General features: G+C 72.1%; 19 protein-coding genes and 1 pseudogene. 7 read left to right on the top strand and 13 right to left on the bottom strand.

Annotated features, from left to right (window positions below; translation table 11 throughout):
• Positions 1-7 precede the first annotated feature (7 nt).
• From ACIRB7_RS31370 to ACIRB7_RS31360, 3 genes are all read right to left on the bottom strand, one after another.
• A complete protein-coding gene (locus tag ACIRB7_RS31370; RefSeq protein ID WP_003955561.1) occupies positions 8-304 on the bottom strand; it encodes a DUF4193 domain-containing protein in 297 nt (98 codons plus the stop codon).
• 394 nt (positions 305-698) lie between these two features.
• Positions 699-1,937, bottom strand: a complete 1,239-nt coding sequence (locus ACIRB7_RS31365; RefSeq protein ID WP_403605458.1) for a sensor histidine kinase — start codon at positions 1,935-1,937, stop codon at positions 699-701.
• 4 nt (positions 1,938-1,941) lie between these two features.
• A complete protein-coding gene (locus ACIRB7_RS31360) occupies positions 1,942-2,595 on the bottom strand; it encodes a response regulator transcription factor (RefSeq protein ID WP_030146958.1) in 654 nt (217 codons plus the stop codon).
• Between the two features lie 371 nt (positions 2,596-2,966).
• Here ACIRB7_RS31360 and ACIRB7_RS31355 point away from each other — a divergent pair, with 371 nt between their 5' ends.
• The gene (locus ACIRB7_RS31355; RefSeq protein ID WP_403605455.1) at positions 2,967-3,140 is read left to right on the top strand and encodes a hypothetical protein; all 174 of its coding nucleotides are present in this window, start codon (positions 2,967-2,969) and stop codon (positions 3,138-3,140) included.
• Positions 3,141-3,355: 215 nt separating this feature from the next.
• Here ACIRB7_RS31355 and ACIRB7_RS31350 read toward each other — a convergent pair whose 3' ends face one another.
• Positions 3,356-4,156 (bottom strand): inositol monophosphatase family protein, encoded by an 801-nt coding sequence (locus ACIRB7_RS31350; protein ID WP_403605496.1) that lies wholly within the window; start codon positions 4,154-4,156, stop codon positions 3,356-3,358.
• Positions 4,157-4,183: 27 nt separating this feature from the next.
• Positions 4,184-5,311, bottom strand: a complete 1,128-nt coding sequence (locus ACIRB7_RS31345; RefSeq protein WP_403605452.1) for a ferrochelatase — start codon at positions 5,309-5,311, stop codon at positions 4,184-4,186.
• A gap of 184 nt (positions 5,312-5,495) precedes the next feature.
• Between ACIRB7_RS31345 and ACIRB7_RS31340 the strand changes: the two genes are divergently transcribed.
• Together ACIRB7_RS31340 and ACIRB7_RS31335 are read left to right on the top strand one after the other, a co-directional pair.
• The gene (locus ACIRB7_RS31340; protein WP_403605449.1) at positions 5,496-6,761 is read left to right on the top strand and encodes an MFS transporter; all 1,266 of its coding nucleotides are present in this window, start codon (positions 5,496-5,498) and stop codon (positions 6,759-6,761) included.
• Positions 6,700-8,040, top strand: coding sequence for a D-arabinono-1,4-lactone oxidase (locus tag ACIRB7_RS31335; RefSeq protein WP_403605446.1), 1,341 nt, complete (start codon positions 6,700-6,702; stop codon positions 8,038-8,040). Before ACIRB7_RS31340 ends, ACIRB7_RS31335 begins: the two co-directional genes overlap by 62 nt.
• A 3-nt stretch (positions 8,041-8,043) precedes the next feature.
• Here ACIRB7_RS31335 and ACIRB7_RS31330 read toward each other — a convergent pair whose 3' ends face one another.
• Positions 8,044-8,958 (bottom strand): hypothetical protein, encoded by a 915-nt coding sequence (locus tag ACIRB7_RS31330; RefSeq protein WP_403605443.1) that lies wholly within the window; start codon positions 8,956-8,958, stop codon positions 8,044-8,046.
• A gap of 486 nt (positions 8,959-9,444) precedes the next feature.
• Here ACIRB7_RS31330 and sepH point away from each other — a divergent pair, with 486 nt between their 5' ends.
• Positions 9,445-10,485 carry a septation protein SepH gene (gene sepH / locus ACIRB7_RS31325; RefSeq protein ID WP_403605440.1) on the top strand — a complete coding sequence of 347 codons (1,041 nt, stop codon included), beginning with the start codon at positions 9,445-9,447 and terminating at the stop codon, positions 10,483-10,485.
• Positions 10,486-10,558: 73 nt separating this feature from the next.
• Here the strand turns inward: sepH and ACIRB7_RS31320 are convergent, their stop codons facing one another.
• Positions 10,559-11,386 carry a sulfurtransferase gene (locus ACIRB7_RS31320; RefSeq protein WP_403605437.1) on the bottom strand — a complete coding sequence of 276 codons (828 nt, stop codon included), beginning with the start codon at positions 11,384-11,386 and terminating at the stop codon, positions 10,559-10,561.
• Between the two features lie 173 nt (positions 11,387-11,559).
• Between ACIRB7_RS31320 and ACIRB7_RS31315 the strand changes: the two genes are divergently transcribed.
• Positions 11,560-12,333 carry a VOC family protein gene (locus ACIRB7_RS31315; RefSeq protein WP_403605434.1) on the top strand — a complete coding sequence of 258 codons (774 nt, stop codon included), beginning with the start codon at positions 11,560-11,562 and terminating at the stop codon, positions 12,331-12,333.
• Positions 12,334-12,373: 40 nt separating this feature from the next.
• On the opposite strand, the gene ACIRB7_RS31310 is transcribed toward ACIRB7_RS31315, so the two are convergent.
• From ACIRB7_RS31310 to ACIRB7_RS31295, 4 genes are all read right to left on the bottom strand, one after another.
• Positions 12,374-13,792, bottom strand: a complete 1,419-nt coding sequence (locus tag ACIRB7_RS31310) for a polysialyltransferase family glycosyltransferase (RefSeq protein ID WP_403605431.1) — start codon at positions 13,790-13,792, stop codon at positions 12,374-12,376.
• Between the two features lie 3 nt (positions 13,793-13,795).
• Complete coding sequence (locus ACIRB7_RS31305; protein ID WP_403605428.1) at positions 13,796-14,761, bottom strand: glycosyltransferase family 2 protein; 966 nt, start codon at positions 14,759-14,761, stop codon at positions 13,796-13,798.
• A gap of 190 nt (positions 14,762-14,951) precedes the next feature.
• Positions 14,952-17,501, bottom strand: coding sequence for a YfhO family protein (locus ACIRB7_RS31300; RefSeq protein WP_403605425.1), 2,550 nt, complete (start codon positions 17,499-17,501; stop codon positions 14,952-14,954).
• Positions 17,502-17,714: 213 nt separating this feature from the next.
• Positions 17,715-18,341 carry an isochorismatase family protein gene (locus ACIRB7_RS31295; RefSeq protein WP_403605422.1) on the bottom strand — a complete coding sequence of 209 codons (627 nt, stop codon included), beginning with the start codon at positions 18,339-18,341 and terminating at the stop codon, positions 17,715-17,717.
• A 127-nt stretch (positions 18,342-18,468) separates the two neighbouring features.
• Between ACIRB7_RS31295 and ACIRB7_RS31290 the strand changes: the two genes are divergently transcribed.
• Positions 18,469-19,161: a TetR/AcrR family transcriptional regulator gene (locus tag ACIRB7_RS31290; RefSeq protein WP_403605419.1), complete on the top strand. Its 693-nt coding sequence runs from the start codon at positions 18,469-18,471 to the stop codon at positions 19,159-19,161.
• A 26-nt stretch (positions 19,162-19,187) separates the two neighbouring features.
• Here ACIRB7_RS31290 and ACIRB7_RS31285 read toward each other — a convergent pair whose 3' ends face one another.
• Both ACIRB7_RS31285 and ACIRB7_RS31280 read right to left on the bottom strand, forming a co-directional pair.
• Positions 19,188-20,324, bottom strand: coding sequence for a twin-arginine translocation signal domain-containing protein (locus ACIRB7_RS31285; protein ID WP_403605416.1), 1,137 nt, complete (start codon positions 20,322-20,324; stop codon positions 19,188-19,190).
• Between the two features lie 140 nt (positions 20,325-20,464).
• Positions 20,465-20,560: pseudogene (locus ACIRB7_RS31280) on the bottom strand (GDP-mannose pyrophosphatase); the annotation flags it as partial.
• 72 nt (positions 20,561-20,632) lie between these two features.
• Between ACIRB7_RS31280 and ACIRB7_RS31275 the strand changes: the two are divergent.
• Complete coding sequence (locus ACIRB7_RS31275; protein WP_403605413.1) at positions 20,633-21,391, top strand: DeoR/GlpR family DNA-binding transcription regulator; 759 nt, start codon at positions 20,633-20,635, stop codon at positions 21,389-21,391.
• Positions 21,392-21,402: the final 11 nt, after the last annotated feature.

Raw genomic sequence — 21,402 nt, 5'->3', positions numbered from 1 at the left:
GACGACCTCAGTCGCAGTCGCGGCAGATCGGCTGGCCGTTCTTCTCCCTGGCCAGCTGGCTGCGGTGGTGCACGAGGAAGCAGCTCATGCAGGTGAACTCATCGGCCTGCTTGGGCAGGACCCGGACGGCCAGCTCCTCGTTCGAGAGGTCGGCGCCGGGAAGCTCCAGGCCTTCGGCGGCCTCGAACTCGTCGACGTCGACGGTCGAGGTCGACTTGTCGTTCCGGCGGGCCTTCAGTTCTTCAAGGCTGTCCGAATCGACGTCGTCGTCGGTCTTGCGTGGGGTGTCGTAATCCGTTGCCATGTCGCTCTCCCCCTCTGGGTGGTTGCGGTGTCTCCAGCGCAGGTAACGCGTGAGAGGTCGGACTTGTGCCCGACCTGAGGCGGAGATTTTGCCTCACATCAAGGTCTGTTACTCAATCGACACCCGTCCCGTCCTCTCGCGAGTGATCGGCTTCGGGTGGCGAAGCGGACCGTACACGGTTCTGCGGGCGACCCCCGCAGGGGCCACCCCGTGTACTTCCCGTCATTCCAGGGCCCGGAAACCCGGACTTTTACTGGCTTTCCGAGGGATTTCCCGGTCACGGAGAGTGGAGGTCCTGACACCCTCTCCTGTGATCGATCACACATGAGCGTCTCAGGATCAGGGCTTGGAATTCCGCGCAAAGCGAACGGAACCGGTCGACTCAAGCAGTGTGTCAGATCGGCAGAGTGACACGCATCACGAGGCCGCCGCCCTCGCGGGGCTCCGCGATGATACGGCCGCCGTGGGCGCGGGCCACGGACCGGGCGATCGACAGGCCGAGGCCGACTCCCTTGTCGCTGCCGGTGCGCTCCTGCCGGAGCCGCCGGAACGGCTCGAACAGGTTGTCGATCTCGTACGCGGGGACCACGGGGCCCGTGTTGGAGACGACCAGGACGGCCTGACCGTCCTCGGCCTCGGTGGTGACCTCCACCCAGCCGCCCTCCGGCACGTTGTACCTGACGGCGTTCTGGAGCAGGTTCAGCGCGATCCGCTCCAGGAGGACGCCGTTGCCCTGGACGACCGCCGGAGCGCGCTCACCCCGGATCTCCACGCCCTTCACGACGGCCTCGGCGTGCGTCTGGTCGACCGCGCGGGAGGCGACCTCGGCGAGGTCGACCGCCTTGCGGTCGATGATCTGGTTGTCGCTCCGGGCGAGCAGCAGCAGGCCCTCCACGAGCTGCTCGCTGCGCTCGTTGGTGGCGAGCAGGGTTTTGCCCAGCTGCTGGAGCGCCAGCGGCGCCTCGGGATCCGAGACGTGGATCTCCAGGAGCGTGCGGTTGATCGCGAGCGGGGTACGCAGCTCGTGCGAGGCGTTCGCGACGAAACGGTGCTGGGCGGAGAACGCCCGCTCCAGGCGCTCCAGCATCTCGTCGAAGGTGTCGGCGAGCTCCTTCAGCTCGTCGTCGGGGCCGTCGAGCTCGATCCTGCGGGCCAGGTCGGAGCCGGCCACCTGACGGGCGGTACGGGTGATCCGGCCGAGCGGGGAGAGCACCCGTCCCGCCATGGCGTAACCGAAGGCGAAGGCGACGATGCTCAGGCCGAGCAGGGCGAAGAGGGAGCGGCGCAGCAGATTGTCGAGGGCGCGGTCGCTCTGGTATCCGAGGCAGACGGAGACAGCCTCGTTGAACTGCTCTCCGGTGCCCGTGTCGGGCAGGACGCACCACGAGGTGGTGGGCTGCACCTCCCCCTTGACGATCTTGAAGGGCAGCTGGGCCGCGCTGTCGGTGAGTGCCTGCGCGGTGAAGAGGTAGATGATCGAGAGCAGCAGGATGCCCGCGATCAGGAACATCCCGCCGTACAGCAGCGTGAGCCGTATCCGGATGGTGGGGCGCAGCAGGGGCCGGACCGGGTCCCTGGGGTCCCACGTCGGCTTCGGGGGCGCCTGGGGGTGGGGCGCGGAGGTCGGGGCCATCGGGTCAGATCCGGTACCCGGAGCCGGGCACGGTGACGATGACGGGCGGCTCACCGAGCTTGCGGCGCAGGGTCATCACGGTGACGCGTACGACGTTGGTGAACGGGTCGGTGTTCTCGTCCCAGGCCTTCTCCAGGAGCTGCTCGGCCGAGACGACGGCGCCCTCGCTGCGCATGAGGACCTCGAGGACGGCGAACTCCTTCGGCGCGAGCTGGACCTCCTTGCCCTCGCGGAAGACCTCGCGGCGGTTGGGGTCGAGCTTGATGCCGGCGCGCTCCAGGACGGGCGGCAGGGGCACGCTCGTACGGCGCCCGAGGGCCCGCACGCGCGCGGTGAGCTCGGTGAAGGCGAAGGGCTTGGGAAGGTAGTCGTCCGCGCCGAGCTCCAGGCCTTCGACGCGGTCGCTGACGTCGCCGGAGGCGGTGAGCATCAGAACGCGGGTGGGCATGCCCAGCTCCACGATCTTCCGGCAGACGTCGTCGCCGTGGACGAGGGGCAGGTCGCGGTCGAGGACGACGACGTCGTAGTCGTTCACCCCGACGCGCTCCAGGGCCGCGGCGCCGTCGTACACGACGTCGACGGCCATGGCCTCCCGGCGCAGTCCGGTGGCCACCGCATCGGCGAGCAGTTGCTCGTCCTCGACGACGAGTACGCGCACGTCGCATCCTTCCCGTTGAGCCGCTGTCCGGAGGCGGACCGGCTGAGACCTGAGCACTGACTGTGCGTGTCCATCCTGCCCCGTACGCGCGTAAACCGGCTGTAAGACGGCGGTACGGAGCCCCGGGCGGGAGGGGGCCACGCGGACGCGTGGGGCGGGCCGCTCGGCGCGAGGCGAAGAATTCACCGGATTCACGGGCCAGTTGAGGTTTCTGTGAGGAAAGGGCTGGGGAGGACGTCTGCACACCCCGTGATCACGCCCTGTATGTGGCGCGCCACCTACCGCTCTCCGCTCCCGGGAGACCGCAGCGCGTGATCCACCCACCCTCGGCACACCCCCGTGCCACCGGACCCATGACGAGGGGGCGCACGATGGACGCTTTCACCGCAGGCCTGCTGCACCGCATCAGGACCACGCAGACGGACCTCACGCGGGCTCGTGAGACGGGCGACGACTACCTGGCGGATGTCGAGCAGGCGGAGCTGGACGACCTGCACCGGCTGGCCGCCGAGCACGGCGTCGAGGTCGCCCTGCCGACCGTCTGACCCGTACCGACCCGCCCGACCGCCTGCCCGTACGACCCGCCTGCCCCGTACCGACTCGCCTGACCCGCACGACCCGTAACGCCCGCGCGACCCGTACCACCCCACCCGACCACCCGACCACCACCGTTCGCACGTTCGACCCGCGTACGAGCAGGGCCCCGGCGCCTTCCCGGCACCGGGGCCCTCGCGCGTCCGGAACCGTGTCCGGGCGCGTCCTAGTCGTGCCAGGCGCCCAGTTCCTCCAGGAGTTCCTGGAGCTCCGGGAAAAGGCCCGGAGAGGCCGCCAGGGCCAGCTCGCCCGACGCCGGCTCCCCCGGCCGTCCACCGGTGAGCGCGCCGGCCTCGCGGGCGATCAGGGCGCCCGCCGCGAGGTCCCAGGGGTTGAGGCCGCGCTCGTAGTACGCGTCGAGGCGGCCGGCGGCCACGTCGCAGAGGTCGATGGCGGCCGAGCCGCCCCGGCGGATGTCACGCACGCGCGGGATCACGCGCTGGGCGACGTCGGCCTGGTGGGCGCGCCGGGACTGCACGTACGCGAAGCCGGTACCGAGCAGGGCGTGGTCGAGGATCGGCGAGAGGCGGACGGCGAGGCGCCGGTCCCCCGCGAACGCGCCGCCGCCGAGGACCGCTCGGTACGTCTCGCCGCGCATCGGGGCGTCGACGACGCCGACGACGGCCTCCCCGTCGCGTTCGGCGGCGATCGAGACCGCCCAGGTGGGCAGGCCGTAGAGGTAGTTCACGGTGCCGTCGAGCGGGTCGATCACCCAGCGGATCCCGCTGGTGCCGGGGCTTGAGGCGCCCTCCTCGCCGAGGAAGCCGTCCTGCGGGCGGTGCTCGGCGAGGAAGCCGGTGATCAGCTTCTCGGCGGCGATGTCCATCTCGGTGACCACGTCGATGGGGCTCGTCTTGGTCATCGCCACCGCCAGGTCGTCCGGCCTGCCGTCACGCAGCAGCGCTCCGGCCCGCCGTGCCGCCTCGAGGGCGAGGTCGAGCAGCTCGGGGAGGAGCGGGTCGGTCACGTCATTCACGTCGGTCACTGGGTCTCCTCAGGCGTACGGGCTGTCGGCGCCGGCCGCGGCGGGCCGCTCGGCCCTGGCCGGGCAGCAGCCGATCGGGCACAGGTCGTGGGAGGGCCCGAGCGCGCCCAGGGCGCACCGCTCGGCCCGGGTGCCGCGCTCGTGGGCGGCGCGCTCCAGGAGGAGTTCGCGGACGGCGGCGGCGAAGCGCGGGTCGGCGCCGACGGTCGCCGAGCGCCGGACCGGCAGTCCGAGTTCGGCGGCCTTGGCGGTGGCCTCGGTGTCGAGGTCGTAGAGGACCTCCATGTGGTCCGAGACGAAGCCGATCGGGACCATGACGGCCGCGGGCGCCCCGGCGCCGTGCAGCGCCTCCAGGTGGTCGCAGATGTCCGGCTCAAGCCACGGGATGTGCGGGGCTCCGCTGCGGGACTGGTAGACGAGCTCCCAGGGGTGGTCGACGCCGGTCGCCTCGCGCACGGCCTCGACGATCATCCGTGCCACGTCGAGGTGCTGCCGGACGTAGGCCCCGCCGTCGCCGTGCTCGGTGACGGGTCCCGAGGTGTCGGCGGCGGAGTCGGGGATGGAGTGGGTGGTGAAGGCGAGGTGCGCGCCGTCGCGTACGGAGGGGTCGAGTTCGGCCAGGGAGGCGAGGACGCCCTCGACCATGGGCTCGACGAAGCCGGGGTGGTTGAAATAGTGCCGGAGCTTGTCGACCCGGGGCAGCGGGAGGCCTTCCGCTTCCAGGGTGGCGAGCGCGTCGGCGAGGTTCTCGCGGTACTGGCGGCAGCCGGAGTAGGAGGCGTACGCGCTGGTGGTGAGGACGGCGATATGGCGCCGGCCGTCGGTGATCATCTCGCGGAGGGTGTCGGTGAGGTACGGAGCCCAGTTCCGGTTCCCCCAGTGGACGGGCACCTGGAGGCCTGCCGCGGCGAAGTCCGCGCGCAGCGCGTCCAGGAGCGCGCGGTTCTGGTCGTTGATCGGGGAGACGCCGCCGAAGAGGAAGTAGTGCTGCCCCACTTCCTTGAGCCGTTCCTTCGGGATGCCGCGGCCGCGGGTCACGTTCTCCAGGAACGGGACCACGTCGTCCGGGCCCTCGGGGCCGCCGAACGAGAGCAGCAGCAGGGCGTCGTACGGGGCGGGATCGTGCTGATCGGACATGGCACCGATCCTCCCACCCGCCGCTGACACCGAGCGGCGCGGCCCGTCCGGGGGCGTTCGTCCGAAAAAGGGGGATGACCCATCGACTTCAACACCGTAGGCTTTAGCTATTAATTACACGTGTTGAGTCGTGTCGAGTCGTCGCGCGGAGCCAGCTCCGAAGCACGGAGATCCGGAGAACCTCTTGCCCAGTCCCTACCGCGCGATCTTCAAGGCGCCCGGCACCGCCTCGTTCTCGGTCGCCGGATTCTTCGGCCGGATGCCCCTGTCCATGATGGGCATCGGCATCGTGACCATGATCTCGCAGGTCACCGGCAGGTACGGCCTCGCCGGCGCGCTCGCGGCGACGCTCGCGATGTCCGCCGCCGTCCTCGGCCCCCTGGTCTCGCGCCTGGTCGACCGGCACGGGCAGCGCCGGGTGCTCCGCCCGGTGACCCTGGTCTCGCTCGCGGCGGGCACCGGACTCCTGCTCTGTGTCCAGCAGCAGGCCCCCGACTGGACGCTCTTCGTCTTCACCGCGGTCATCGGCTGCGTGCCGAGCGTCGGCGCCATGACCCGGGCCCGCTGGGCGGCGATCTACCGGGGCGAGGAACGGCACCTGCACACGGCGTACTCCTGGGAGTCGATCGTCGACGAGGTGTGCTTCATCTTCGGCCCGATCATCTCCATCGGCCTGTCGACGGCGTGGTTCCCCGAGGCCGGCCCCCTGTTCGCCGGGGCGTTCCTCGCCGTGGGCGTCTTCTGGCTGACCTCGCAGAGCGCCACCGAGCCGGCCCCGCACCCTCATCAGAAGGGCACCCGGGGCGTCTCCGCGCTCCGCTCCCCCGGGCTCCAGGTCCTGGCCCTCGCCTTCGTCGCCACCGGCGCCATCTTCGGCTCGGTGGACGTGGTGACCGTGGCCTTCGCCGAGGAGCGGGGCCACAAGGCCGCCGCGAGTCTCGTCCTGGCCGTCTACGCGCTGGGGTCGTGTCTGGCCGGCGCCGTGTTCGGCCTGCTGCACCTCAAGGGCGACCCGTCCCGCCGCTGGCTCCTGGGCATCTGCGCGATGGCCGTGAGTATGATCCCCCTCCTACTGGCCGGGAACCTGCCGTTGCTGGCCGTGGCGCTCTTTGTCGCGGGCCTGTCCATCGCACCGACGATGGTGACCACCATGGCCCTCGTCGAAGCGCACGTACCGCGCACCAAGCTGACCGAGGGCATGACCTGGACGGGTACAGGGCTCGCGATCGGCGTGGCGCTCGGCTCTTCGGCCGCCGGCTGGGTGGTCGACGCGTCGGGGGCCGAGGCGGGGTACGTGGTGCCCGTCGTCTCGGGCGCGCTCGCGGTCGCGGTGGGTCTCCTCGGACACCGCCGGCTCCGCAGGCCGGCGCCGAACCGGGAGGGGCAGCGTGAGCGGGACGACAGCAGCGGGGTCGGGGAGCACCAGGACGGCGAACAGCCCGTGGCGTAACTGGGCGGGGAACGTCACCTCCCGGCCCGTACGGGAGGTGAGCCCGGCCTCGGCCGAGGAGCTCGCCGACGCGGTGCGCCGGGCGGCCGAGGACGGGCTGCGGGTGAAGACGGTCGGCACCGGCCACTCCTTCACCTCGATCGCGGCCACGGACGGCGTCCTCATCCGGCCGGGTCTGCTGACCGGGATCCGGCGGATCGACCGCGACACGATGACCGTCACGGTCGAGTCGGGCACCCCGCTCAAGCGGCTCAACGTGGCGCTGGCCCGTGAGGGCCTGTCGCTCACGAACATGGGCGACATCATGGATCAGACCGTCGCCGGGGCCGTCTCCACGGGGACGCACGGCACGGGCCGCGATTCGGCCTCGATCGCCGCGCAGATCCGCGAGCTGGAGCTCGTGACGGCGGACGGGCAGCTGATGACCTGCTCGGAGAAGGAGCACCCCGAGGTCTTCGCGGCGGCCCGGATCGGGCTCGGCGCCCTCGGTGTCGTCACGGCGATCACCTTCGCGATGGAGCCCGTCTTCCTGCTCACCGCGCGCGAGGAGCCGATGACCTTCGACCGGGTCACCTCGGAGTTCGACGCGCTGCACGCGGAGAACGAGCACTTCGAGTTCTACTGGTTCCCCCACACGGACAACTGCAACACCAAGCGCAACAACCGCAGCGCGGGCCCCGCCGCTCCTCCCGGCCGGGTCAGCGGCTGGATCGAGGACGAGTTCCTCTCCAACGGGGTGTTCCAGGTGGCCTGCTCGCTGGGCCGCGCGGTGCCCCCGGTCATCCCCTCGATCGCCAGGATCTCCAGCAGGGCCCTGTCGGCCCGTACGTACACCGACATCCCGTACAAGGTGTTCACCTCGCCGCGCCGGGTGCGCTTCATGGAGATGGAGTACGCGCTTCCGCGTGAGGCGGCGATCGCCGCGCTGCGCGAACTCAGGGCGATGGTCGAGCGCTCGCCGCTCAAGGTGAGCTTCCCGGTGGAGGTGCGGACGGCTCCGGCGGACGACATCACGCTGTCCACGGCGTCCGGGCGGGAGACCGCGTACATCGCCGTCCACCTCTACAAGGGAACGCCCCACCGCGCGTACTTCACGGCGGTGGAGCGCATCATGACGGCGCACGGCGGCCGCCCCCACTGGGGCAAGATCCACACGCGGGACGCCGCGTACTTCTCGGAGGTCTATCCGCGCTTCGCCGAGTTCACGGCGCTGCGCGACCGCCTCGACCCGAACCGGCTGTTCGCCAACGACTACCTGCGCCGGGTACTGGGCGACTGACAGTCACTCGGCTCCCTCTGCGCCCGTTCCCGCTCCGGCTCCCGGTGCGGCCGGCGTCGGGGCCGGCGGCGTCGTCGGCTCTCCGGTCCCGGTGGTCGGTTCCCGGGTCGGGGCGGTCGGCTCCGTCGTCGGCTCTGCCGTCGGCCCCGTCGGGGTCGGCGTGGGCGTCGACCCGCCGCCGGTGGAGCCGGAAGGGGTCGGCTCCGGCGAGGGGGGCGTGGTGCCGGTCCGGCCGGTGTCCTGATCGCCCGGGGCCGGGGTGCTGCCCGTCGAGGGGCTGCCGGCGCCGTCCTCGGGGCTCCCGGTGCCGTCGGAAGACCCGGACGGAGTCGGCGATGGGTCCTTCTCCTCGTGCGGCGCCTGCCGGTCCGCGCTCCCGCCGCCGCGTACGACGGAGCCGAAGGTGGTGGTCCCCTGCGTCCCGCTGAAGTCCTGGCCGGAGACCAGTTCGTAGGTGGTGATGCCGCCCATCGTGACGCCGAAGACCAGCGCGGCGGCGATCGCGGGACGCTTCCAGCCACGCACGCGCGTGCCGTGGGTGGTCGCCGTGCCGAACTCCTCGTCGTACGGGAGGGGCGCCCGGACCGTGCCGAGCATCAGGGTGCGGTCGTCCCGACGGCCTGCCACCACCGGCACCTGACGGGCCTTCGGCTTGGCGGCGGCGGTGGCGTCGCGCACCTGCTCACCGGTACGCCGGAAGAGGTGCTGGATGAGCGGGCCGCCGCAGGTCGCGATGACACTGATCACACCGGCGCCCACGATCGTGCCGTACACCCCGAGCGTGGAGGCGAGTTTGGCGGCGATGACCGCGGCCAGCGCGCTGCCCGAGACCTGAGCCACGCTCAGATCGATCCTTCTCCTGCCGCCCTCCTTCTCCTCCTCCGGTTCCTCCGTGTCGCCTTCCGGCCTCTGGCGCATCTCCGACCCCTGACGGCTTTTCCGTTGACCTTGCACCCAGAAGGGACAAATGGGCGAAGCGAATAGTTCCGTTTCTGCTGATTCTGTGAAGAGTGACACGTACGAGGGAAGATCACGGACACTCAACTCCCGTACCGCCCGAGAAGTTGGGCGGCGCGCCGGTCCACCCCGGTGGCCCGAATGGAGTACATTGACGAACCCTGGGTCCGGACGCCTTCACGGGTGCCCGGGATCAAGGGGAGGGAGCCGGAGACGGCGCTCTAACCGGCGGCGCCGCGACAGCGCACGGGAGCCGACTGCACAGAGTGACCGCCTGTCACTCCAGGTAGTCAACAGGTCACCGTGTCATAACGGCGTTCCAGGGTCCACGCCCGACACGCCGGGCAACTCGGCAAGGTAGTGGCAGGCTGCACCCGGGCAGGCCACACTCGACTAGCGGAAGCAGCGACGCACGTGACGTCGGCAGGCACCACCCGGGAGGTCCCCATGCCCGAACTGCGTGTCGTGGCCGTCTCCAACGACGGCACACGACTGGTGCTGAAGGCTGCTGACAGCACGGAGTACACACTTCCGATCGACGAGCGGCTCCGCGCCGCCGTGCGCAACGACCGCGCGCGCCTCGGCCAGATCGAGATCGAGGTGGAGAGCCACCTCCGCCCCCGCGACATCCAGGCTCGGATACGAGCCGGTGCCTCCGCGGAGGAGGTCGCCCAGATGGCCGGGATCCCCGTCGACCGCGTACGCCGCTTCGAGGGCCCCGTGCTCGCCGAGCGTGCCTTCATGGCGGAGCGGGCCCGCAAGACCCCGGTCCGCAGGCCCGGTGAGAACAGCGGCCCGCAGCTCGGCGAGGCGGTGCAGGAGCGGCTGCTGCTGCGCGGCGCCGAGAAGGACACCGTGCAGTGGGACTCCTGGCGGCGTGACGACGGCACCTGGGAGGTGCTGCTCGTCTACCGGGTCGCGGGCGAGGTCCACACGGCCAGCTGGACGTACGACCCGCCCCGGCGGCTCGTCCAGGCGGTGGACGACGAGGCCCGTGCCCTGATCGGCGAGACGGACGACACGATCGCCGCCGCGCCGGAGCCGAGCTTCCCCTTCGTGCCGCGCATCGCACGGCTGCCCCGCGACAGGCCGCTCGACCGGGCCCTCGACCGGCAGATCGACCGGTCGGACCGCCAGCTGGACCGGGCGCCCGTGCCCGTCGAGCCGGAGGACGAGCGGGACTCGCTGACCAGCCTGCTCGAAGCCGTACCGAGCTTCCGCGGCGACATGGTCGTACCCGAGCAGCCGGACTCGGAGCCCTCGGACGAGGCCGGTACGGAGGAGCCGCCGGCCCCGGCCGCCTCGGCGGGCGCGGGTTCCGCGTACGCCGACGTCCTGATGCCACGCGCCGTCTCGGGCCACCGCGACCGGCTCACCGGCACCACGGACCGCCAGGCCGAGGCGGACGGCGTCCGCCCGGGCCGCCGCGCGGCCGTGCCCAGCTGGGACGAGATCGTCTTCGGCACGCGGAGGAAGAAGCAGGACTGACGGCGGGCTGCCGCAGCTGTACGGGGAGGGGCCCGCGCCGGATCGGTGCGGGCCCTTTCGGTCCTCGGCCGTGCTACTGCGGGTCGGGCCCCGTGGCCACCGGGCGGGTGGGGTCGGCCGACCATTCCGACCAGGAGCCCGCGTACAGGGCGGCGGGGACGCCGGCGATCTCCAGGGCCAGGACCTCGTGGGCGCCGGAGACACCGGAGCCGCAGTAGACCGCGACCGGGGTCCCTTCCGCCGCGCCCAGGGCGGCGAACCGGCCCCTCAGGGCGTCGGCGCCCAGGAAACGCCCCTCCGTGTCGACGTTCTCGGTCGTCGGGGCCGAGACCGCGCCGGGGATGTGACCGCCCACCCGGTCGATCGGCTCCACGTCCCCCCGGTAGCGCTCGGCCGCCCGCGCGTCCAGGAGCAGCCCCGCGCGCGCGTGCGCGGCCGCGCCGTCGGCGTCGAGCAGGCCGAGCGCGCCCGGCTCCGGCCGGAAGTCCCCGGGCTCCGGGACGGGGACCTTCTCCGTGAGCTCGCCCTCCCAGGCCCCGAGGCCCCCGTCCAGGACCCGTACGTCCCGGTGGCCCGCCCAGCGCAGCAGCCACCAGGCGCGGGCGGCGGCCCAGCCGAGGCCTCCGTCGTAGACGACGACCGGAATGTCCGCCGAGACACCCGCACGGCGCATCGCGGCCCCGAAGACCTCCGGGTCGGGCAGCGGGTGCCGTCCGCCGTCGCCGGGCGGCCCCGCCAGTTCGGTGTCGAGGTCGACGTAGACCGCGCCGGGCAGGTGCCCGGACTCGTACGCCGGACGGCCGGGCGGGCCGCCCAGCGTCCAGCGGACGTCGAGGAGGACCGGCGGCCGGGCCCCGGCCGACTCGCTCAGCAGTTCGCTTGCGGAGATGATGGGCTTCATGGGTGCCATCCTCGCGCAGCCGCACGGCCGCGGAGGACGAACCCGGCGTCCTCCCCACGTCCGTCACCGCGGGGCACGCCACTCGTTGGTGCGACCGGGACGCGCCACGGCCCCGTCGGTGTCACCATCGGACAGGGGCACGGGCACGACGACGGTCCGAGGAGAGAGTCACGATGACCGAGGCGACTCGGCGCACACCCGGTACACCGTGCTGGGTGAGTCTGATGGTGCACGGGCTTGACGCCACGCTGGAGTTCTACCACGCGCTCTTCGGCTGGGAGTTCGTACCCGGTCCGCAGCAGCTCGGCCCGTACGTGCGCGCGCTGCTCGACGGCAAGGAGGTCGCGGGCATCGGCCAGCTGCCGCCGGACCGGCATCTGCGGATCGCCTGGACCCCCTATCTGGCCACCGCCGACGCCGACGAGACCGCCGAGAGCATCCGCGGCTGCGGCGGCACCGTGGCGGTGGGCCCGCTGGACGCGGGCGAGGCCGGCCGGCTCGCGATCTGTTCCGACCCGACGGGCGCGGTCTTCGGCGTCTGGCAGGCGGAGGCGCACCACGGCACGGCGACGGCGGGGCCGCCCGGGACGCCCGTGTGGAACGAGCTCCTCACGTACGAGACGTCGGTCGGCAAGTTCTACCGGACGGTCTTCGGCTACGAGATGGAGCCGGTCGCGACCACCGACGAGGACTACGCGACGCTCTCCGTTGACGGGCTCCCGGTGGCCTCCCTGCACGGCGTCGGCAACGCGCTGCCCCGGGACCGGGGCCCGCACTGGATGACGTACTTCGAGGTCGCCGACACCGACGCGGCCGCGCGGCTCGTCGTGGAGCTCGGCGGGCATGTGCTGCGCCCGCCGCGCGAGGCCACGGCGGGGCGGCTCGCCCTGGTGACGGACCCGGAGGGCTCGGTCTTCACCCTGGTCAGGTCCGCCGCCGCGGGGTGATCCGGTGACGAGGGGGTGAGCGACCGGCCCGGCGGCGCGGTCAGCCGCGCCTGGACCGTACGAGGCTCCGGCCGAACCGGAACGACGTGCCGGCCCGCGGCGGCGGGGTCACCGTTCCGCCCGGAAGTCCGAGCTGCGTCAGCCGTTCGGCGGGGAAGTGGTGCGCGACGCCGGGATCGGCGTGGTGCGCGGCCAGGTAGCCGGTGGTCTCCTCCCGCATCCCCGGGTGGCTCTTGTGCCGCATGCAGTAGCCGACGGCGCGGACGAGGGGCGTGATCGACTCCGGTGCGGGGCCGGGGACGGCGGGCTCCTCGCCCCCCTCCAGGTCCGCGACCAGGTGGTCGACGACCGTCAGCGGGATGCGGTTGCTGTTCTCGAAGGGGGTGAGCCGTTCGAGGACCTCGGCCGTGCCCACGCGCGCGATGGGGACGCCGTAGTAGACGGCGGCGGTGAACATCGCCGTGGAGAAGCAGCCGACGACGAGCCGGAGCGCGCACCGCTCGTAGAAGGTCTCGGCGAGCAGGGGCCCGTCGAGGACGGTGAGCCGTGCGCCGGACCGTTCCGCCTCGTCGTACAGCGCCTGCGAGTAGCTGACGGGCGCGCTCGGGTGCGGCTTGAAGACGACCGAGCGGTGCCCGGCCTCGACCGCCCCGCGCAGCATCCGGACGTGGAGCTCCTCTTCCTCCTCCGCGGTGAGCAGGGAGAGAGCGGCGAGGTACTGGCCGAGCAGGAGCGCCGTGGGCTCGGCGGCCGTGGCCCGGGTGATGTCCGGGTCGTCGGCCGCCTCCTCGGCGATCTCGGCGAGGACCGCGCGGAAGGCGTCGTCGGGGACGAGTTCGGGCTCGACGCCGTACTCGCTCAGGAGGAGGGGCCGCAGGCCCGGCACCAGGTCGAGGTGGAGGACCCGCCGGATGCGGCAGGCGATCGACTGGGCGAGGTCGTTGCGGGTCGGGCCGTAGCTCATGAGGCCGTCCGCGTAGACGTGGAGGCCGCTCTCGGGGAACGTGCCGGCCAGCGCCTTCGCGGGGTTGACCTGGATGGATTCGACGATCAGCTCCACCGGGGCGGTGCCCAGGTCCCACGCCGTGCGCAGCACGCGCTGCCAGAGCGGCGCCTCCTCGGGGCGGGGGGCCCAGGCGGCGGGGTGGTACGGGTGGATCGTCTCGTTCCAGTCGAGGGTGCCGTCGAAGCGGGCGGCGATCCGCTCGTACCCGGTCATGGTCTCCAGGCGCAGCGCCGTCTCCGGGATCTCGGCGTTGCGCGAGATCAGCAGGAGGCGGCGGGCGTCCTCGCGGGGGCCGAACTGACCGGCGTCGAGGGAGGCGGCGAGGGTGGCCGCGCCGTAGAGGGTGGACACCTGGAAGATCTGGACCGGCCGGGAGTCGGGGGCGGTGCCGGTGTCGGTGACGGTGTCGGGAGTCGCCGTCCGGGCGGCGGCCGGGGCCTTGTCGGGGGCCATGGGTCAGGCGGTCCTTACGGTGTCGCGCAGGCTCCGGAGGAGGGTGCTGCGGGGGGTGTCCATGGTGGCCAGGGTCTCGTCGAGGACGTGCTGCGGCATCCGGTGCAGCGCGTCGGCCACGTCGGCGCGGAGCCGCTCGGCGACGGCGGGCTCGTACGTGCCGACCTTGCCCATGTGGAAGGCGATCATCGCGCAGTAGGTGCGGACCGCCTTCGGCAGGAACCGCTCCGCCTCCGCGTCCCTGGATACGTCGTCGAGCAGGAGGTCGTACGACGGGATGAAGTCGAGCTGGCGGTTGTCGGTGATCTGCGTGAGCGAGGTGGTGACGCCCCGCCGGTAGAAGACCCCGTGCAGGGAAAGCGCCGCGAAGGTCCGGGCCTTGAGGTGGAGCCGCCAGACCCAGAGCCGGTCCTCGGCCGTTCTCAGGGAGGTCTCGAAACGCGAGGCGCCGTTTTCGAAGAGCCGCGCGCTGTACATCCCGAAGGGGACGAACGGATAGTCCACCATCGTCACCATGCTGGCGGGCGAGATTCCGTCCCGGGGGTCCATCAGCGTGTCGCGGCGTTTGGCGGGGGCGTAACGGATCTGCCTTTTCCGGCCCTCGGAGAGGACGTGGTCGGTACGGGCGAAATCGCAGCCCAGACGGTCCATCCCGGCCACGGTGGCGGCGAGGTGGCCCGGCGCGTACCAGTCGTCTCCGTCGAGGAAGGTGAGGTAGTCCCCGCGGGCCGCGTCGATTCCCGTGTTGCGCGCCTGGGCGACGCCGAGATTCGTCTCGTGCCGGATGACGGTGGCGTTGGGCAGACGGTCGCGCCAGCGGTCGAGGATTTCCGGGGTGTCGTCCGTCGAGCAGTCGTCGATCAGCAGGAACTCGAATTCCGGATCCGCGTTGTTCGCGAGACTGCGCAGGGTGTCGGGCGCGTATGGCCCGACATTGTGGAACGGTACGACGACGGACAGTTTCGGCACTCGGAATCCCCATACTGAATCGAACAATTAAACGCCGCTACGGCGGGCACAGTAACGCTCCACTTCTCCGGACGAACGATCCGCGCGTGCACTCCGGGTGAACTCTTGTCGTCCCCTGTGGAAAGACCGCGCGGAGGCCTCCGTGCAGGCCGGCGTGGAGGCCGCTGTGAAGGTCCGCGTGGAGGCCGCCTCACCGGGGGGTCCGCCGGCGGGCTCGGCGGTGCAGGACCCCCGTCACCGCCAGGGCGAGGAGCGCGGCCGCGCCGGCGGCGCCGCCGAGGCGGAGTCCCGGAGGCCGGAAGGAGCAGGTGACCGTGGTCGCCCGGCCGTCGAGCGGGACGGCGACGAGCCCCTCGTACGCACGCGCGGGCGCGGGTTCCGCGTCACCGGCGGCGCAGCGCCAGCCGGAGATGCGGGGGGCCGCGAGCACAGCGGTGCCCGTGCTGCCCGGGGGCAGTTCGGCCGTGACGGTGTGGCCGGTCGCCCGTACCCGCGTGGCCCCGGTCGCGGTCAACTCCCGTACGGCGGAGTCGAGCCGGTCCTGGACCAGACAGCCGACCGGCTGACGGGGCAGCCGCAGCTTCTTCTCGGGACTCAGCTCGATCCGTACCTCTCCGGACGAGGGCACGGCGCCGAGGGCGCGCATGGGGGCGCGCACGGCGGGCGGCTTGCCCTCGAAGTGCACGGGCCGCTCCCCCGCGAGGGTCGCCGCGCCCCGGTACTCGGGCGCCCAGAACCAGACCTGGGAGCCCGCAGGGCAGCGGGCGGTGAGGGTGCGTCCGGTACGGGCGGCGGGCGGCAGCTCGTACACCTCGGCGCCGAGCAGGCGCTCCTGCCGCGCGAAGGCGGAGTCCCCGGCGTGGCCGGCCGGCCGTCCCGGCGGACGGACGGTGACGAGCGGCGGTACGGGGGTGGTGGCGACGGAGACGGTGGCGCGGGGCGCCGCGTCCTGCCGCACCGGCTCCGTGGGCCGCGATCGGATCCGGGTGCCGACGGAGAACAGGGCGTCTGTCACCGGGTTGTCGAGGGTGACCGGATGCCGGCCCTTGGCGTAGTAGCCGAAGCCCAGGGACGCCAGGGTGCTGGAGGTCACCTCGGCGGTGAGGCTGCTGTAGTAGTCGGGCCCCTGTCCGCCGGTGATGAGCACGTCGTTGCCGCCGGGGACCTCTCCGGGGTCCGTACGGTAGCGGGGCCAGGCGTCGGCGCGGGCCACCTCGTCGGCCACGGACGTGTGCCAGGGGCCGATCCGGGGGGACCAGGCGACCTTGCTGAGCTGCTGTTCCTCGATCCGCTTCCCGGTGACGGCCGCCTCGCCCGCCTGTGCGACGAGGAACAGGGCCACGGCCAGAACGGGCAGTACGCGCGCGGTGGTTCGGCGTGCGTTCGGCAGCGAAGCGAGGAGGACGGCGGCGAGCGCCAGGGCCGCGGCCGCGCCGAAGGCGGGGTAGGTCCACCGGTCGATGTCGACGCTCCCCCGGGCCGCCCAGGCGAGGAGTCCGAGCAGGGCGCCGCCCCCGAGGAGCGCGCTCGGGCGCGGCACACCGCGCGCGGCCGAGAACCAGGCGCCGATCAGCAGCAGGCCGCAGAGCACGAAGGTCTGGCGGTACGGACCGCCGTTGGGTGAGGCTCCGGCGTGCCAGAGGAGATGGGTCGGCTCCCACTGGAGGGAGAGCGTCACCAGGACGATCGCGGCCGACCATGCGGCACGCACGCGCGGGGCGACGGCCCGGTTGAACGGCAGGGTGAGGGCGAGGGCGAGCGCGGGCGTGCCGATGAAGAGGGCGGGGCTGGCCACGCTCGCGGTGGCGGGCAGGAACCGGGCGAGGACGTCCGTCCAGGCGGCGGCCGTGAAGGTGGTCTCCGGGGTGGGGTCGGCGACCTTCGTGCCGAGGAAGACCACCACGACGAGCGGCGCGGCGAGCCCGATGCCGATGAGGACCCCACGTGCGGCGCGGAGCGCGCCGGCGAGGCGCTGCCGGGTGGAGGCGGTCTCCTCTGCGGTGAGCAGCCGTACGACGAGGACGACGGCGGCGCCGAGGGTGGCCATGTACGCGGTGTAGAAGTTGGCGATCCAGGCCAGCGCGACGACGAGGGGGCCGAGGACGGGGCGGCGCCCGGTGCGGGCCCACTCCCCGACCAGGCAGAGCAGCGGGAAGGCGACGAGCCCGTCGAGCCACATCGGGACGGACGCGCCGAGGTTGAAGGTCCAGCCGGACAGGGCGTACGCGGTGCCGAGGACGGCGGCGACCGGCCAGGGCCCGGGGCGCAGCCGGAGGAGCAGCAGCGCCATCGCCGCCCCCGCCGCCGTGATCTTGGCGGCGGTGACGACGTACAGGGCGAGTTCGATGTGGTCGGCGGGGAAGAGCACGACGAGCAGGTCGAAGGGGCTGCTCAGGTACGTGCCGATGTCACCGAGGAAGTTGGAGCCGAAGCCGGAGCTCCAGTTGAGGAAGGCGTCCCCGTCCGTCTCGCCGAGCAGGAAGGAGCGCCAGTACGCGTGGAACGGCAGGTACTGCTGGCCGAGGTCGACGACGTTCCTGGTCACGGGACCGAACGGGTAGCTGCGGGAGAGCCGGGTCGCGAGGCAGAGCAGTACGGCGGTGAGCAGGGCGGCGGAGAGCGGCCCGGCGACGGCCGGGGCGCGCAGGCCGCGTGCCGGGGCGCCGGTCCGGAGGGGGCGCCCGCCCGCCTCCTCCTCGCCGTCGACCTCGTCGAGCACGGTCTCGGCGGCGGGGGGCACACGTCCTCCAGGGGGCGCACGGAACGGGAACGCCCGGGGTGCTGCGTCACGGGCCGACGGCCATTACCGCCGAGTCGGACGACCCGCAACCGATCACCAGGCGGTCTTCCGGTACACCTCGGGTGAACTCCCGGTGTCGGGGGGCGGGGACGGCTGTGCTGGTGCGGGTCAGCCGGCCGGCGTCGGGGGCGGGGGCGTCTGTTCCGGTGCGGGTCAGCCGGCCGGTGTCAGGGCGACGAGCTCGTCGACCGTACGGGCCACCGTGCCGAACAGGTCCGCGACCGTCGTCAGGCTCGCCGCCTGCAGCGCGGCCGACGGCAGGACGGTGCCGTCCGGCGCCTCCAGGGGCCGGGTCGCGGTGGCCTCGGCGACCACGGTCGGACGGTAGCCGAGGTTGAAGGCGCCCTGTGCGGTGAAGAGGACGCACATGTGCGTCATGAACCCGGCGATGACCAGGTCTCCGCCGACGCCGAGGTCCTTCAGGGTCTCTTCGAGGTCCGTGGCGTGGAAGGCGTTGGGGAACTGCTTGACGACCACCTTCTCGCCCTCGATCGGGGCGACTTCGTCGCTGATCGCGCCGATCTCCGCGCGGATGTCGTACGGAGTGCCCTCGCCGCCGTCGTTGACGACGTGGACGACGGGGGCACCGGCGGCGCGGGCGGCGGCGAGCAGGCGCGCACCGGCGGCGACGGCCCTCTCGGCCTCGTCGAGCAGCATGACTCCGCCGCGGTAGGTGTTCTGGAAGTCGATCAAGATCAGGGCCGACTCGCTCAGGCGCGGCAGCTCCTGGGGAAGGCCGATCACCTCGCGGAGGGTGGTGGACGCGGTGGACGCGGTCATGGCGGTTCCTTTCGGCAAGGGGGCGCGGCGCCCCGAACGTATGCGACGCTAACACAGTTCGTAATCAACGATTACAACATGGGCGGTCGCCCAGGTCAGGACTGTTAGCGCTGTTATCGTGAGAGGCATGTCGACGGCCCGAGAGCGCATCCTGGAAGCCACCGAGGAACTTCTCGCCACCAAGGACGCGCTGGCGATCTCCACCCGCGCCATCTGCGACCGGGCGAAGGTCGGCATGCCCGAGATCTACCGTCAGTTCGGCGACAAGCAGGGGCTGCTCACGGCGGTCGCCGACATCGGTTTCGAGCGCTTCCTCGCCGCCAAGCGGCGGAACCCGCTCACCGACGACCCGGTGGCGGACCTGCGGACGGCCTGGGACAGCCACGTCGCGTTCGCGCTCCGCAACCCGTACCTCTACCGCCTGATGTTCACGCCCACGGGCGACGCCAAGCCGCAGGCCATCAAGGAGGCGCAGGCGATTCTCCTGAAGGCCGTCGAGCGCTGCCGCGACGCCGGACGGCTGCGGACGACCCCCGAACTCGCGGGTCGGTCGATCCTCTCCGCCAATGTGGGCGTGTGCATGATGGCCCTGTCGTTCCCGGATCTCTTCGGAGACTCCGAGATCTCAACGGCCGTACGGGACGCGGTGATCGGGCAGGTCACGGGCGACGAGCGGGAGGACACGCGGATCGGCACGGCGACCGTCCTCGCCCAGGCGCTCGTCGGCACCCTCACGGGGACGGCGCCCGTGAGCGTCGCCGCAGCCCTGGACCGGCTGACGGGCGCGCCGCGACCGCCGGCCGGAACCTCGGAGCCGTAACCCTCCTGGTTCCTCGCCGAGGACGGTCACCGCGCCCGGACGTGAAAGGGGCAGGCCTCCTCGCTCGCGACAGGGGCGGAGACGGAGGCCGCTCCGTCGGCCGCCGCACCGCCGCCGAGCTGGTCCAGGATCTCGTCGGAGAGGAGGTCCTGCGGCCCCTTGAGCGCGTCGGCGAGCACCGTGTCCGCGGGGAAGACCATCTCGGCCGCGATGTTGTCCTGCACGATCCGGGCGAGGTTGTCCAGAGCCACGTGGACCGGGTCCGAGGGTGGCTCGGCGGCCGGCAGGTCGATGAGGTGGGTGGCGACCTTCGCCGGGTTCATGCACGGCCTGATGATGATCGAGTTCTGGTTGAGCACGGACGTCGCCCACTGGGACAGGACGACGGTGTACAGGTCCTTCCAGGCCTCCTCGCCGACCCTGGCCCGCCAGCGCCGCATGAGGCCCTCCACGCCGGCGATCTGGGCGTGGGCCGCGTGCTTCATGTTGGTGCGGATGGGGGCGTACACACTGCCCGAGAAGTCCCCGAAGGACTTGATGTCGAAGGACCCGGCCGCCACGGAGGCGTCGATGAACGCGAGCGCTCCGTCGATCACCTTCGTGCACGAAGTGACCATTTCTGTAGGGATATTGGCCTTCGGAAGCTGCCGGCGTGCGGCGAGGAGGGTGTCGGCGTACGCCTGAAGCGGCGCGATCCAGCCGGTTCCGCCGGCCTCCTTGAAGGCGACCATCCGCAGGTCGTGCGGATCGATGCGGTGGCCGTTGGGGAGGTTCGGGACCTTGTCGCTCAGGTAGGGCGCGATGATCGCGAAGACACCGAGCGGCACATGACTGATCGACTTCGCCAGTTCGAAGATCTCGGCGACCGGGTGCACGGACTCCCGCGCGCCCTCGTGGACGAGGGTGAACCGGCCGCCCTTGGCGTCGTTCTGCACGACGACGACGGGGCCGAGGTGCTTGATCAGGTCGGCCTTCAGCACCGCGTAGTGGGAGCGCATACCGCTGTTCGCGGCGAGGATCGCGTCGCGGGCTACCCTCTCCTGAAGCACCGGGTCGACGAGCGTGGGCTGGGACGCGTCCACGGCCGGCGCCGGGCCGGCCCCGAGGATCGTCACGGCACCGGCCGCGGTGGCGCCGCCGAGAAAGCCTCTACGTGTGGCCATGTCCTGCCTTCCGAGGGAGAAGCCGGGTGTCACGCACGATCACCCCACGGACCGGACAACGAACGTCGGCTCCGACGGAAACCGGATCAGACGGAAACCGGCCCTGACGGAAACGTCCGTCGCGGGTCATCGCGAGGGCCTCGACGAACGGCAGCCTCGCCGGCCGCCTCGACGAGCATGCCGTCGAAGTGTTCGTTGACGCAGGCCGGGTAGCGGAACTGGCGGGTGAGCAGGACGCAGCAGCGTGTCGGCGGTCAACGAAGCGCTACGGCACATGCAGAAACGTGCAAGAAGAGGAGAGAACGCAAATGCTGGCTGCTGAACGACGTGCCCACCTGCTCGGTCTACTGGCCCGCGAGGGGAAGATCGTCGCCAAGGACGTCGCCGCCTCGCTGGGCATCTCCGAGGACAGCGTGCGGCGCGATCTGCGGGATCTCGCCTCGGAGGGACTGTGCCAACGGGTCTACGGCGGCGCGCTGCCCGTCTCACCGGCCGTGGTCGACTACGCCACCCGGCAGACCGTGGCCCCGGACGGCAAGCGGAAGGTCGCCGCGGTGGCCGCGGGGCTGGTGCGTCCGGGCGGTGCGCTGATCCTCGACGGTGGTACCACCGCCCTCGCCGTCGCCCGGGCACTTCCGCGGGATCTCGCCTGCACGGTGATCACCCACAGCCCGACGATCGCCGCGGCCCTGCTCGACCATCCGCAGGCGGAGCTCTTCCTCCTCGGGGGGCGCGTCTTCAAGCACTCGGCGGTCGCCTGTGGCGCCGCCGCGGTCGAGGCGGCCCAGAACGTGTCCGCCGACCTCTGCCTCCTCGGCGTCACCGGCGTGCACCCCGAGTTGGGACTGACCACCGGAGACGCCGAAGAGGCGGCGATGAAGCGCGCCTTGTCGGCGCGGGCGGCGGACACCTACGTCCTGGCCTCCTCGGAGAAGATCGGCACGGCTTCGCGGTTCCGTGTCCTGCCCTGGGAGAAGGTCAGCGGGCTGATCACCGACGCCGGCCCCCGGGACGCGCGCGTCGAGCAACTCACGGCGCTCGGCGTGGAGATCCTGCCGGCCGGCTGACGTACGGCCGT

This window comes from Streptomyces sp. NPDC093795, assembly GCF_044764665.1.
In the GTDB taxonomy this organism is placed as follows: domain Bacteria; phylum Actinomycetota; class Actinomycetes; order Streptomycetales; family Streptomycetaceae; genus Streptomyces.
Note: the sequence above shows the minus strand (reverse complement) of the source record. Positions and strands in the feature narration are given on the sequence as shown.